At 73.1% G+C, this 13,275-nt stretch carries 10 protein-coding genes; 2 read left to right on the top strand and 8 right to left on the bottom strand.

What is annotated here, in order from left to right; all coding sequences use genetic code 11:
- Positions 1-251: 251 nt before the first annotated feature.
- The 4 genes from ACT2CW_RS33810 to ACT2CW_RS33825 form a co-directional block, all read right to left on the bottom strand.
- The gene (locus ACT2CW_RS33810) at positions 252-1,205 is read right to left on the bottom strand and encodes a FadR/GntR family transcriptional regulator (RefSeq protein ID WP_078559735.1); all 954 of its coding nucleotides are present in this window, start codon (positions 1,203-1,205) and stop codon (positions 252-254) included.
- A gap of 332 nt (positions 1,206-1,537) precedes the next feature.
- Entirely contained in the window at positions 1,538-3,763 is a 2,226-nt protein-coding gene (locus ACT2CW_RS33815) for an ATP-binding cassette domain-containing protein (protein WP_445519344.1), read from the bottom strand.
- 130 nt (positions 3,764-3,893) lie between these two features.
- Positions 3,894-4,655, bottom strand: coding sequence for an NUDIX hydrolase (locus tag ACT2CW_RS33820; RefSeq protein ID WP_182471410.1), 762 nt, complete (start codon positions 4,653-4,655; stop codon positions 3,894-3,896).
- 612 nt (positions 4,656-5,267) lie between these two features.
- A complete protein-coding gene (locus ACT2CW_RS33825; RefSeq protein ID WP_445519345.1) occupies positions 5,268-6,833 on the bottom strand; it encodes a DUF4192 domain-containing protein in 1,566 nt (521 codons plus the stop codon).
- Positions 6,834-6,943: 110 nt separating this feature from the next.
- Here ACT2CW_RS33825 and ACT2CW_RS33830 point away from each other — a divergent pair, with 110 nt between their 5' ends.
- The gene (locus tag ACT2CW_RS33830; protein WP_182471408.1) at positions 6,944-9,109 is read left to right on the top strand and encodes a RecQ family ATP-dependent DNA helicase; all 2,166 of its coding nucleotides are present in this window, start codon (positions 6,944-6,946) and stop codon (positions 9,107-9,109) included.
- Between the two features lie 229 nt (positions 9,110-9,338).
- Positions 9,339-9,962, top strand: coding sequence for a hypothetical protein (locus ACT2CW_RS33835; RefSeq protein ID WP_445519346.1), 624 nt, complete (start codon positions 9,339-9,341; stop codon positions 9,960-9,962).
- Positions 9,963-10,062: 100 nt separating this feature from the next.
- On the opposite strand, the gene ACT2CW_RS33840 is transcribed toward ACT2CW_RS33835, so the two are convergent.
- The 4 genes from ACT2CW_RS33840 to ACT2CW_RS33855 form a co-directional block, all read right to left on the bottom strand.
- Positions 10,063-10,722, bottom strand: a complete 660-nt coding sequence (locus tag ACT2CW_RS33840) for a hypothetical protein (RefSeq protein WP_182471406.1) — start codon at positions 10,720-10,722, stop codon at positions 10,063-10,065.
- A 68-nt stretch (positions 10,723-10,790) separates the two neighbouring features.
- Entirely contained in the window at positions 10,791-11,492 is a 702-nt protein-coding gene (locus tag ACT2CW_RS33845) for a ribonuclease HII (RefSeq protein WP_086879272.1), read from the bottom strand.
- Between the two features lie 191 nt (positions 11,493-11,683).
- The gene (locus ACT2CW_RS33850; RefSeq protein WP_445519347.1) at positions 11,684-12,601 is read right to left on the bottom strand and encodes an ADP-ribosylglycohydrolase family protein; all 918 of its coding nucleotides are present in this window, start codon (positions 12,599-12,601) and stop codon (positions 11,684-11,686) included.
- A gap of 11 nt (positions 12,602-12,612) precedes the next feature.
- Complete coding sequence (locus ACT2CW_RS33855; RefSeq protein ID WP_414083987.1) at positions 12,613-13,272, bottom strand: histidine phosphatase family protein; 660 nt, start codon at positions 13,270-13,272, stop codon at positions 12,613-12,615.
- Between the last annotated feature and the right edge of the window lie 3 nt (positions 13,273-13,275).

Below are 13,275 nucleotides of genomic sequence, written 5' to 3' on the forward strand. Positions count from 1 at the left end.
CATAACGGTCTTAATGCCCATCCAACGGGACAGAAAACTCCCAGTCGCACACCGATGGGAGTCATACGGCGCCGATCGATCAGATCGCGCCGCGCCGCCGAACCCGCGACGCGGGATCCGGCGACGCCCTCTCGTACGCCGTACGGCATCCATCGGGCCGGAACTCGCCGCCTACGGACACCGCCTTGCCGTACGTCGTACGCCGCACGCTCCGGACGCCCGGCGCTCCGGGCGACCGGACGCGCCGCGGATCAGTGCTCGCGCGGCGCGGGCACCCCGACCTCGGCATGATCGAGATCCGGGTGGACGGTCAGCAGCTGGCGCATCGCCGCCTCGGCCGCCGCGGCGTCGCCCTCGCCGACCGCCTCGACGATCCTGCGGTGGTGGGCGACCCCCGCCTCGGTGAGGCGGTCGCAGCCGGAGACCGGGGCCCCGGAGACGTGGAGCGCGGCGGCGACGATGCCCGCCAGGTGCTCCAGCATCCGATTGCCCCCGACCTGGAGCAGCAGCGCGTGGAACTCGGCGTCGGCGCGGGAGAAGGTGAGGGCGTCACCCTGGGCCAGCGCGTGGCTCATGATCTCGACCATGTCGCCGAGCCGCTGCTGCACCTCCTCGCGGCCGTGCCCGGCGGCGAGCCGGGCGGCCAGCGGCTCGATGGTCCAGCGCAGCTCGCACAGCTCACGGCGCTGGTCGTCACGCTGCGGGCCGAAGGCGCGCCACTCGATGATGTCCGGATCGAGCAGGTTCCAGTCGCTGACCGGGCGGACCCGGGTGCCCACATTGGGGCGGGCGCTGACCAGGCCCTTGGCCTCGAGGACGCGCAGCGATTCCCGAACGACGGTGCGGGAGACCTCGAAGCGCTGACCGATCTCCTCGGGGACGAGCGGACGGTCCGCGCCCAGGTCACCGGAGACGATCATCTGGCCCAGCTGCTGAACGAGTTGGCCGTGCAGCCCGCGGCCCCGGTTGCCGGCCGCGCGTCGGCCCACCCGGCCGATCTCCGCCTCGGCACCGTCCCAGGAGGAGGGGGCGCTGCCGCGGTCGGCGCCGGGGGCTTCGGCGTAGGAGTAGCGGTCAAGCTCGCCCGAACCGGCCAGGCCGGAGTCGGCGGGGCGAGCCGCGGTCATCGTGGTGTGCGCAAGGGTACTCACGCATCCTTTGTCGGCGACGCCCCGGAAGCCCTTGAGGTCTTTGGTGAAAAGCACACGAAAGGGTGATCGCCCATTACCTCATAATTGACGCTCAATCGGACAGAAAGAAGCATCCTTCGGGGAGTTGCGAGCAGTTCGCGCGACGGCTGTACGAATCCGCTCCGGGCCTGATCCACTGGCCTGGGGGCGGGCGATTGGCCGCGCACGAGCCGGGCGGCCGCTGGACCGAGCGGGCGGCGGGGGCGGGGGCGGGCATGCGGCGGAGCGGGCGGGCATGGGAGCGGGCGTGGCGGGTGGTCGACGGGGCGGGCGAGCGGGTGGTCGACGGGGCGGGCGTGGGCGCCCGGCGCGGGGCGGGTGCTGCTGACGGGTACTACTGGCGGGTACTACTGGCGGGTGCTCTTGCCGCGCAGACCGGTGAGGGCGTAGGCGCACAGCAGGACGGCCACCGACAACATCAGCGCCTGTCCGACCGGTTGGGACGCGAGCCGCAGCGCGACCGCGAGCCCTCGGTCGATCATGGAGGGCGACCGGTCCAGCGTCGCCGCGCGCAGCCGGTGCGGCAGCATGACCAGCGAACGCAGCGACGGGTCCTGCCCGGCGCGCTGGACGACGGGCACCGCGAGGATCGGCACGGCGAGCAGGGTGGCCAGCCCGAGCGCGGTGGAACGGAAGACTCCGGCGGCGAGCAGCCCGGCCCATGACGAGCCGATGGTCAGGCCGAAGACGCCGACCACCAGTGCGGGCCAGTCACCCGGCAGCGGCACCGCGTTGCCGCCCACGAGCAGCAGGAGCGCCGCGCTGTCGAGCACGATGACGCCGAGCGACAGCAGGACGGCACCGGCCGCGCAGACCGCGAATTTGGCGGCCAGCAGCCCGAGTCGGCGGGGCACCGCGTCCCGGGCCGCGGCCAGTGCCGGAAAGCGGAACTCGTCGCCGAAGGCGAGGGCGCCCAGGAGACCGGCCGCGATGGCGACAGGAGGCAGCGGGAGGTCGGCGGGCCAGCCGGTGAGCCGGTGCAGCTCCCCGGTATCACCGGCGCGGGCGAGCAGCACGGAGGCGAGGAGGGAGGCCACGATGGAGGCGACGCCGATCAGCCAGCCGGTCCGTACGCCCGTGGCGCGGCGCACCTCGTAACGCATCGGCCAGGCGGGGCCGGGGAAGCGGAGCTTGGGGAGCAGCCGCAGCGGGGGCGCCTCGGGGTCGCGGGCGCGAGCGGCCGCGGGAGTCCCCGGGCCCAGATCGGCGGTCTCCTCGACCAGCCGGTGGACCACGATGCCGTGGCGGTAGGCGGTCTCCCCGACCGATGCGGGGGACAGGCCGTAGACGGAGATATGGGTGTCGTCGTCCCGCACCACGGAGAACGGGTCGGCGGGCGCGGCGACCGGCTCCTCCTCGGCCTCGGTCCCGACTCCGGCCCCGGCGCCGACGCCGACGGCGATGCCGGTCCGTGTGCGGGCCGCTTCGGCGCCAGCCGTGTCGGTGTCGGCAGCGGGGGCGGGGATGGAGGCGGGGGCGGGGGCGGCCTTGTCCGCCGGGTTTGCCGTGTCCGCCTTGTTGGCCTTGGCCGCCTTGCCGCCGACCGTCTTGTCATTGATCGTCTTGTCGCTGATCGCCTTGTCGCTGACCGCGGCTTCCGCGGTGGCCTTCTTCGCCTCGGCCGTGGCCGAGCCCCGGGTGGCGAACGGGGCCATCCTGACCTTGCGCCAGATCGCCCTCTTCCTGGCCTTGGGCCCGGCGCTCTCGGCCTTGACGACGTCGCCCCCGGCGGCCACGTCGGGCTGGGCGACGTCGGCGGCCTGAGCGGCCTCGGCCTTGGCCGCGAGCTCGGCCGCCACCCGGGCCTCCTCCGCCGCCTTGGCCTCGGCCAACTGCCGGGCGGCCTCGACCTCCTCCTCCAGGACGGCGGCGAGGCGGCCGACGAGCGGCGAGTGGACGACGACACGGGGGCGCAGCCTGGTGCGGGCGAACTCGTCCACCGGCTGATCGGCCACCAGCCGCCCCGATTCCAGGGTGAGCACCTGGTCCGCGAGGCGGATCACACCCTCGGCATCCTCGGTGGCGACGAGGACGGCACCGCCCTGGGCGGCGAATTGACGCAGCAGCCTGTACAGCCAGGCGGTCTCCCGGGCCGACAGGCCCCGCGCGGGCTCGTCGAGGACCAGGGTGTGCGGGTCCCCCAGCAACGCGGTGGCGATCCCGAGACGACGCTCCGCCCCGGTCGACAGATCACCGAGACGCTCGTCCGCCAGATCGGTGAGGCCGACCACATCGAGCACGACATCGGCGCGTGCGGCAGGCACCCCGGCCGCGGCACCGAGCATCCTCAGATGCCCCCGCACGGTGCGGCCCGGGTGGCCCGGGACGTCCTCGAGGAGAACGCCGATCTCATGAGCCGGGCGCCGGATGCGGTGCAGGGGGCGGCCCCGGAAGAAGGCGGAGCCATGGCCCCGGTCGAGCTGTAGCAGAAGCCGCAGCGCGGTGGTCTTGCCCGCGCCGGGGCCGCCGAGCAGTGCGGTGACCCGGCCCGCCGGGGCCTCGAAAGTGAGGTCGTCGACAACGGGCGGATGGTTGCGGCGGGGGGTGCTGGTCAGTCCGGTGGCCTGGATCATGGCTTCTCCCGCGGGGCATGGAACCGCTCGATGGCACGTGGGGACTGGTGGCGTACCGGAGAACGTTAACCCGCTATGTCCTATTTCGTCAGGACATAGCACTCTCGGGGAGTCGTCGTGTCATGGCCCGTCACACCTCGGGACGAAGCATGGGCGGATTGAGCAGCGTCGCCCCTCCAGCCCGGAACAGCTGGGCCGGGCGGCCGCCCTGACGGGTCGTCGTACCGCCGGTGGGCACCAGGAAGCCCGGGGTGCCGGTGACCTTGCGGTGGAAGTTCCGTGGGTCCAGGGCCACGCCCCACACCGCCTCGTACACCCGGCGCAGCTCGCCGACCGTGAACTCCTGCGGACAGAAGGCGGTGGCCAGCGAGGAGTACTCGATCTTGGAGCGGGCGCGCTCGACTCCGTCCGCGAGGATGCGGGCATGGTCGAAGGCGAGCGGGGCGGCCAGATCACTGTCGCGCCCGAAGGCCCCCTCCTGGTCGAGCAGCGACTCGACCGGCGCCCAGCGCACACTGTGCGCGTCGCCCCCGGCCCGGGGCGCGGGCAGATCGGGCGCCAGCGCGAGATGTGCCACGCTGACCACGCGCATCCGGGGGTCCCGCTTCGGATCGCCGTACGTGGCGAGCTGCTCAAGATGGGCCGCGTTCGGCGGGACCGGAAGCGTGGGGTCATGGGCGAGCAGCCCGGTTTCCTCGGCCAACTCCCTGGCAGCGGCGACGGTGAGATCCTCATCGGGCCGCACGAAACCGCCGGGCAGCGCCCACCGACCCTTGAAAGGCGGCTCCCCGCGACGAACGGCCAACGCACACAGCGAATGCCGCCGCACGGTGAGCACGACCAGATCAACGGTGACGGCGAATGCCGGAAAGGCCGACGGGTCGTAGGGCATAACGCGATCATAGTCGTCTGCCTGACGATAATCAGGCTCTTGAGCATGATCACCGATGTTCGTGAAATCGCTCTCTCAAGCGCTCGCCTGCACGATTCCCGCACCCCCTTCCGATTCCCCGACCCGCCCCACACGGGCGAACCACCACCCCGCAACCCACCGTCCACCCCGGACCGCCACGCCTAAGCGCTCCGCTGGAAGTGCCCCGACCTGTCGTCGATCGTCCGCGGCGCCGTCGTGGCTGGTCGCCCACGCGGCAGAGCCGCATATCGACACAGCCCGCGCCCCTTCGGGGCGCACCCGAACCGCACCGGACTTCAATGAGGCGGCTTAGGCCCACCTCCCTCGCCGTCCCCTGTCCACCCCGGCCGCCACGCCTCGGCCCACCTCCCTCACCGCCCGCTGTCTACCCCCTGTCCACCCCCGCCGCCGGGCCTCGGCACGCCTCCTGCCGCCCACCGGCCGCCCCTGGCATCCGGACCTCAGCACACCCGCCTGCTTCCCCCGGGCCGCCGTGCCCCAGGCCCGAGCCGTCCAGCGGATCGGCGCCCCCTAGGGCGACCCCGCAGCCGCCCCTGGCCCCCGCCCCAGGGCTCCCCCAGTCCGTCCGGGTCAGCGGCGGCTGCGCGTGCCCCGGCCACCGGTGCGGCGTCGGGTGCGTGGCCGCCCTTCCGGGCGGCGCCTGCCACCGGGGGTGCTCGTCCCTGCCGGGCCGCTCCTGCCGCCCGGGGCCGCCGTCCCGCTCCGCCGCTCCCGCGCCGACTGCCGCTCCATCTGGTCTTCCGCCTCCCCCGCTTCCTCCAACTCCCCCGACTCCTCCGCTTCCTCCAACCCCTCCGCTTCCTCCGACGCCTCCGCTTCCGCGCGGTCGACCGGCTCAGCGGGCTCAGTCGACTCGGCCGGTCCGGCCGGACCGGCCGTTTCCACGACCGCTTCGGCCGGGGTTCCGGCCGCTCCCCGCGGTTCGGCGGCAGCCAAATCGCCGAGCCGCTCCAGCTCCGCGTGCACGGCGGCCTGTACAGCACGGTCGGCGCGGTCGGCGCGGTCGTAGCGCTCGGAGTCCTCCCGGCGCAGACATTGGCGCAGCAGCTTCGGATGGACTCCCTCATTGCACGCCTGGTGCAACAACCTCGCGAAGAGGTAGTCCGGATCGACCCGCAGGGCACGGCCGAGCGCCACCCGTGCCATGAGCTCGTCCCCCGCCGACCAGGCGACCCACCCCGCCAGGGTGAGCGGCGCCGCCGCATGCTCCCCGTAGGAGCCGACACAGCGACGGGCCAGCGCGCGCCACAGCCGCAGCGCCGCGTCGGCGTCCGCTTCCTCCATCCATCCGGCCACCCGATCCCGGGTCCGCCGGTCCTGTAGACCGATGATCATCACCGCCGCCTCCTGGTCGTCGAGCAGACCGTCATCGCGGAGATCGGCCGCGCAGTCGTCGGCCACCGGCGGCGCGGCCTGGAACGTGTCCAGCATCCGGCCCACCAGACCGAGGGTCTGCGCACGCACGGTCGCGGAGCCGGCGCCATCCAGAATCCTCGGCACAAGATCGGCTCCGGCCACGTCCAGCGCCCGCTCCTGCACATCGGCCCGAGGGGCACCGAGCGGGGCGAGCCTGACCTCCATCTCGCTCAGCGAGCCGCGCACCTGAACCCCCGCGTACGTCGCCGCCGCGGCCATGACCGAGGTGCCGGGCAGAGCGAGCGGAACGCCTTCCGGCGGACAGCAGCGCCGGTCGGGGCAGACATACGACCAGAACCGGCCGCGGGAGATGCACAGCGCCTCGAACACCGGCACCTCCAACCCGCCGCACGCGATGCGCAGCCGCTGGGCGAGGGGCCGCAGCCGCTCCATCGCCTGCTGCGCGGACTCACCCTCGGCCGGCTCCTGGCACAGGAACAGAACGACCCCGTCCGGCCGCACGCCACGCCGCTCACTGCCGCTGATCAGGCATTCGGCGAGCTGATCGCAGACCTCCGGCCACTCCTCCGGAACCCGGGGAATGCCGAGCCTGAGCCTGCCGCCGAACCGGCCGCGGGAGCCGTGCAGCGCGATCATCACGATGCTGTCGTCCGGCTGGAAGCCCAGGACATAGGGCAGGGCATCGGCGAGCTCGGCCGGACTGCGGAGGGTGACCTGCTCTTCGCCGGGCAGACCGGCCGCTTCGTTGTGTCGAGTCATGGCCCGACGGTCCCTCAGCCCCGCCGACCCCGCCACCCCTGTGGATAACGTTATCCACAGGCTGCCGGGGGCGTTGGCGCGATGTCGGCGGGATCGGGTTGCATGGGGGCATGAGCGACGAAAATCTGCGCCTCTCGGCCGACCGCGTCCTGGCCCGCCTCGTCGGGGACACCACCGGCTCCGCCAGGCTCCGGGAGGATCAATGGCGGGCGATCGAGGCGCTGGTCGCCGAGCGCCGCCGGGCGCTGGTCGTCCAGCGCACGGGCTGGGGCAAGTCGGCGGTGTATTTCGTCGCCACCGCGCTGCTGCGCGAGCGCGGCAGCGGTCCCACCGTGATCGTCTCCCCGCTGCTGGCGCTGATGCGCAACCAGGTCGAGGCCGCCGCGCGCGCCGGTATCCAGGCCCGCACGATCAATTCCGCGAACACCGAGGAGTGGGACACCATCCAGGCGGAGGTGGCCGCGGGTGAGGTGGATGTGCTGCTGGTGAGCCCGGAGCGGCTCAACAACCCCGACTTCCGCGACCAGGTGCTGCCCCAGCTCGCCGCCGCCACCGGCCTGCTGGTCGTCGACGAGGCACACTGCATCTCCGACTGGGGCCATGACTTCCGGCCCGACTACCGCAGGCTGCGCACCATGCTCGCCGATCTGCCCCAGGGCGTGCCCGTGCTCGCCACCACCGCGACCGCGAACGCGCGGGTCACCGCCGATGTGGCCGAGCAGCTGGGCACGGGCGAAGGAACCGGGCGGGCGCTGGTGCTGCGCGGCCCGCTGGACCGGGAGAGCCTGCGGCTGGGCGTGCTGCCGCTGCCGGACGCCGCGCATCGGCTCGCCTGGCTCGCCGACCACCTCGATGAGCTGCCGGGCTCCGGGATCATCTACACCCTCACCGTGGCCGCGGCCGAGGAGGTGACCGCGTTCCTGCGGCAGCGCGGTCACACCGTCGCCTCCTACACCGGCAAGACGGAGAACGCGGATCGCCAGCAGGCCGAGGAGGACCTGCTGGCCAACCGGGTCAAGGCGCTGGTCGCCACCTCAGCGCTGGGCATGGGCTTCGACAAGCCGGACCTCGGCTTCGTGGTCCATCTCGGTTCGCCGTCCTCCCCCATCGCCTACTACCAGCAGGTCGGGCGCGCCGGGCGCGGTGTGGAGCACGCCGAGGTGCTGCTCCTGCCCGGCCGCGAGGACGAGGCGATCTGGCGGTATTTCGCCTCGCTCGCCTTCCCGCCCGAGGAGCAGGTGCGCCGCACGCTCGACGTGCTCGCGGCGTCGGACCGGCCGGTGTCGCTGCCCGCCCTCGAGCCCCAGGTCGAGCTGCGGCGGTCGCGTCTGGAGATCATGCTCAAGGTGCTCGACGTGGACGGCGCGGTGCGGCGGGTGCGCGGCGGCTGGACCGCCACCGGGCAGCCCTGGGCGTATGACGCGGAGCGGTATGCGTGGGTGGCGCGCCAGCGGGAGACCGAGCAGCAGGCCATGCGGGAGTACGCCACGACGGCCGACTGCCGGATGGAGTTCCTGCGGCGGCAGCTGGACGACGAGAAGGCGGCGCCCTGTGGCCGCTGTGACAACTGCGCGGGGGCGCGGTTCACCACCGAGGTGTCCGCCGCATCGCTGGACGCGGCGCGCGGTGAGCTGGGGCGGCCCGGTGTCGAGGTGGAGCCGCGCCGTATGTGGCCGACCGGGCTGCCCGCGGTGGGCGTCGATCTCAAGGGCCGCATTCCGGCGGGTGAGCAGGCCGCTCCGGGCCGGGCCCTGGGCCGTCTGTCCGACATCGGCTGGGGAAACCGGCTGCGGCCGCTGCTGGCCCCGCAGAGCCCGGACGCCCCGGTGCCCGACGATGTGGCCGGTGCGGTGGTGACGGTGCTCGCCGACTGGGCCAAGGGCCCCGGCGGCTGGGCCTCGGGCGCGCCGGACGCCCCGGACCGCCCGGTGGGCGTGGTCACCCTCGCCTCCCGCACCCGCCCGCAGTTGATCCAGTCACTCGGCGAACGGATCGCCACGGTCGGCCGGTTGCCCCTGCTCGGGAGCGTCGCGTACCACGACGGCGAGATCGACACCCGGGTGCCGCGCACCAACAGCGCCCAGCGGCTGCGGGCGCTGCACGGCGCGCTGACCGTGCCGCCCCCGCTGGCGGCGGCCCTCGCCGAGGCGGGAGGACCGGTGCTGCTGGTGGACGACCTGGCGGACACCGGCTGGACCCTGGCCGTCGCCTCCCGGCTGCTCCGCCGGGCCGGGGCGGCCGGGGTGTTTCCGCTGGTCCTGGCCGTGCAGGGGTAGGGAGGGCCGGGGCCGCGGCGGGGCGCGAACCGGCCAGGAATATAGAACGCACATCCAGGCAAAACGGTCAGTGGTGCCGACTGTGCATTGCCGCACGCGGGCGCTACCGCGAGAATTGTCAGCAGCTCCCCCGCCCCCGGTCCGGCCGTGGTACCGACGGGGCTGTGTCGTGGCCCGCGCCCGGGCCCGACCCTTCGTACGGACCGTGGGCGCAGACGAAGGGAGGACCGTGACCTTCGGCTTCGTTCCGCCACCGGCCGCCGATTCCGCTTCCCGAACCGGCCGGATGCTCCAGCCCGCCGAGTGGGCGGCAGCGGGAATCCCGTTGCTGCGCAATCCGCGCGAGGTGGTCACCGGACTGCACATCCGCCATCTGCCGACGCCCTCGACCGCCGTCGTCGCGGTCCTCGATCCGGAGGAACGGCTCACGGCGAGCGCCTCGTTCGTCCGCCGCGGCGCCGCCGGCGTCGACGGCTGGGACTTCCGGAACGCGCTGCTGGCGCAGTTGCGCCGGGTGATCCCGCACGATCTGCGCCGCCGCACACCGATCCGCACCGCCGTGCTGCTCTACTGCCGCGAGGGCGAGAGCCGGTGGACGGAGGAGGACGGCGCCTGGATGTGGGGGCTGCGCGACGCCTGCACCCTGCACGGCCTGCGCTGCGGTGCGTACATCACGCTGACCCACGACGGATGGCGGGTCCTCGGCGAGGGGCGGGGCGGCCGTCGGCCGCACTCCACTTCGCTGCCGGCCGAGCTGGGCGTGGCCGTCGAGGGCGACGGCGACGCCAAGGCGCTGCCGCGGCCCCACCTCGGAGGGCGGCGCGAGGCGCTGAGCCACTCCGCCGCCGTCTGACCGGTCGCGGGCCGCGCGGCCACCGGCCGTCCGGGCGCCGGACAGCTCCGCCACGTGGGGCAGAGACTGCCGGACACCGGGCGTTCGGGGACGTGCGGCCTCAGGCGCCCGGACCGATGAGGGTGTTGATGCGCTCCGGATCGCCGCAGACGATCAGCAGCGCCCCGGCCCGGCCCATCGCCTCGGGCAGCGCGCGGGCCACCGCGTCGTTCGCACCGCCGTTGACGGCGACGACCACGACCGGACGGCCCTTGAGGCGGTCGGCATCCGCGCCGGCGTAGAAGACATCGTCTCCGGCGTCGTGCTGCGCCCAGTAGGACGCCTCGCCGAAGGACAACTCATGTGCCGCCCACGGATGCTGTTCCCCGGTGGTCAGCACCAGGATGTCACCAGGGGCTCGGCCGGAATCCAGCAGCAGGTCGACCGCCTCGTCCGCCGCGTCCAGGGCGCCGTCCACCGTGGCGGGGATCAGCTGGATCTGGGGCGTGGCCTTTGTGGCGGTGGGTGCGGCCTTGGCAGCCGAAGCCGCCGGGGCGGTCGGCACGGGCTTCGTCGCATCGCTCGTGGTGCGCTGCGACTGGGCCGACGAGGTTCCGGCGGAGCCACGGTTGGGACCGGGGCTTCCTGGCCGCCGCGGTGCGGGCCGGGGGCCGGGACCAGGGACAGGACGAGGGGTCGGCGCGGTGCGGCCTGCGGCCGGTGTCGCGCGGGGACCCGGGACACTCTCGTGAATCTGAGGCTCCTCGGGGATGAGAGGCATGGGCTGATGTCTATCAAACGTCGGTGCGAGTCGCATCGGCGGGTGGCGGTTTTGACCGCTTGGTCTGCTCAGAAGTCGAAGCCGAGTTGGCCTTCGTCCTCCAGCCCGACCGGTTCGGATGTGCTGCGGAACCGCTTCAGGTGCCGCCAGCGGGGCAGCCCGTCCATATAGGCCCAGGACAGCCGGTGGTGGGGCGTGGGCCCCAGTTCCCGCAGGGCGGCGCGGTGCGTGGGGGACGGATATCCGGCGTTGTCCCCGAAGCAGAAGTCCGTGTGCTCGGCTCCCAGTTCGGCCATCATCGCATCCCGGCGGACCTTGGCGATCACCGAGGCGGCGGCGACGGACACACAGGACTGATCGCCCTTGATGACCGTACGAACCGTCCAGGGACCGCCGAGGTAGTCGTACTTCCCGTCCAGGATGACCGCGTCCGGCCGGACCGGCAGCGCGTCCAGCGCACGCGTGGCGGCGAGCCGGAGGGCGGCCGTCATCCCCAGGTCGTCGATCTCCTCGGGAGAGGAGTGACCCAGCGCGTGTGCGGTGACCCACGAGTCCAACTCCAGGGCCAGGGCCGTGCGCTTCTTCGGACTCAGCAGCTTGGAGTCGGTGAGCCCGGTCGGCGGACGGCGCAGACCGGTGACCGCCGCGCAGACCGTCACCGGACCGGCCCATGCCCCGCGCCCGACTTCGTCGATACCGACGACGATCTTGGCTCCCGTCGTGGCTCGGAGCGAGCGCTCGACACTGTGGGTGGGCGGTTCATAGGCCATGGCGAGGACAACCTTACGCCGCTCTTACCTGCGTTCGGAACCCGGATCCCCCGCAGTGATCACCGACCGCCGCCCGCGGTTGCCACCCTGGTGGATCCGGTGGCCGTTTCCGCCCAACACGACGCGGTGCGCGGCTGGTTCAACGGGTGGGGCAAACCGGACGGCGCACCGCGGCGCGCCCACGCCAAAGGTCAGTCGGCGCCCGCGCGCCCCGGCTGCCCATCGCCGGTCCCCGGGACCCACTCCGGCAGCGCCTCGGTGCGGTCCAGCCAGTCGGCCGGCGGCGCACCGGCGGCCTCGGACGCGACCACTCCCCCGACGATGGCGCAGGTGGTGTCCACATCTCCGCCGGCCGAGGCCGTCCTCCAGAACGCCTCCTCGAAGGAGCCCAGGTGGCGAGCGGCCGCCCACAGGGCGAACGGCACGGTGTCATGAGCGCTGGTGCGGCGGCCACAGCCGAGCACCGCGGCGACGGTCCCGGCGTCCGCGTAGTCGAGCATGTCGCGGGCGCGGCGCAGCCCCGCCTGGACGGCGCTGCGCGGCACCACCTCGACCACCTGGTCCAGCAGTTCCCCCGGGCCGTGGCCCACCGGATCGGCCACCAGTGCCGCGGCCGCGGCCACCGCCATGGCGCCCGCCACCGCCTCGCGATGCTGATGCGTGGTGTACGCCGAGATCTCCGCCTGATGCGTGGCCTGCTCCACATCGCCCGCGTACCAGGCGCCCAGCGGGGCGATCCGCATGGCGGCGCCGTTGCCCCACGAGCCCTGCCCCTGGAACAGCCCGGCGGCCAGGTCGCGCCAGTCACCGCCCTCCCTGATCAGGCGGAGCATCCGGTTCACGGCAGGGCCGTAGCCCCGGTCGAAATCATGGTGGTCGGCGAAGGACCGGGCGAGATCGTCCTGGTCGATCCGGCCATGGGTCACCAGGGCGGCCAGGATCGAGCAGGCCATCTCGGTGTCGTCGGTCCACTGCCAGGGGGTGGGCGGCAGCTCGCGGCGCTTGAGGTAGGGATAGTTGGCGGGGACGAAGAACTGGGAGCCGAGGGCGTCGCCCACGGCCAGCCCGCGCAGGCTCCGCAGAGCCCGGTGGAAACGGTCAGCGGTCATCGTTGCGCACTCTAACCGGTGTGGCCGTAGGGCTTGGGGGCGCACCAGCGCTCGAAGGGCCGGTCGAGGTGGTATCGGCCGTCGGAGCCGAGCAGCAGGGTCCGCATCTCGCCGTTGCCGGGGTTCGACAGCGACTCGAATTCGGCGACGCTCCAGTGCAGCCACCGCATGCAGAACAGCCGCATGGTCATTCCATGGGTCACCAGCAGGACGTTCGGCGGATGTGCCGGATCCTGGAAACTGCGCCACAGGCTGTCCAGGAAGGCGTCCACCCGGTCGTAGACGTCGGCGCCCGACTCACCCTGAGCGAACCGGTAGAAGAAGTGCCCGTAGGCGTTGCGGTACGCCTTCTGCTTCCGCACGTCCTCGCGGTCCTGCCAGTTCCCCCAGTCCTGCTCTCGCAGCCGCGGCTCCTCCCTGACCCGGGTGCGGGAGGGGTCGAGATCGAGCAGCTTCAGGGTCTGGTGGGTGCGGCGGTACGGCGACACATAGATCGACACGCGCTCGTCGCCGAAGGTGTCGCGCAGCCGCTCACCTGCCTCCTCCGCCTGCCGGCGGCCGGTCTCGGTCAGCTTCAGAGCATGGTCGGGCACCCTTTCGTACACCGAGTCATCGACGTTCCCCTCCGATTCTCCGTGCCGTAGGAGGACGATGCGCCGGGGTCGTGCCATGGC

This window comes from Streptomyces sp. NEAU-174 (assembly GCF_052665095.1).

Bases quoted from the DNA above. Each gene is read 5' to 3' on its own strand.
- ACT2CW_RS33815 (WP_445519344.1), bottom strand. From the start codon at position 3,763: ATGATCCAGGCCACCGGACTGACCAGCACCCCCCGCCGCAACCATCCG.
- ACT2CW_RS33820 (WP_182471410.1), bottom strand. From the start codon at position 4,655: ATGCCCTACGACCCGTCGGCCTTTCCGGCATTCGCCGTCACCGTTGAT.
- ACT2CW_RS33825 (WP_445519345.1), bottom strand. From the start codon at position 6,833: ATGACTCGACACAACGAAGCGGCCGGTCTGCCCGGCGAAGAGCAGGTC.
- ACT2CW_RS33830 (WP_182471408.1), top strand. From the start codon at position 6,944: ATGAGCGACGAAAATCTGCGCCTCTCGGCCGACCGCGTCCTGGCCCGC.
- ACT2CW_RS33840 (WP_182471406.1), bottom strand. From the start codon at position 10,722: ATGCCTCTCATCCCCGAGGAGCCTCAGATTCACGAGAGTGTCCCGGGT.
- ACT2CW_RS33845 (WP_086879272.1), bottom strand. From the start codon at position 11,492: ATGGCCTATGAACCGCCCACCCACAGTGTCGAGCGCTCGCTCCGAGCC.
- ACT2CW_RS33850 (WP_445519347.1), bottom strand. From the start codon at position 12,601: ATGACCGCTGACCGTTTCCACCGGGCTCTGCGGAGCCTGCGCGGGCTG.
- ACT2CW_RS33855 (WP_414083987.1), bottom strand. From the start codon at position 13,272: ATGGCACGACCCCGGCGCATCGTCCTCCTACGGCACGGAGAATCGGAG.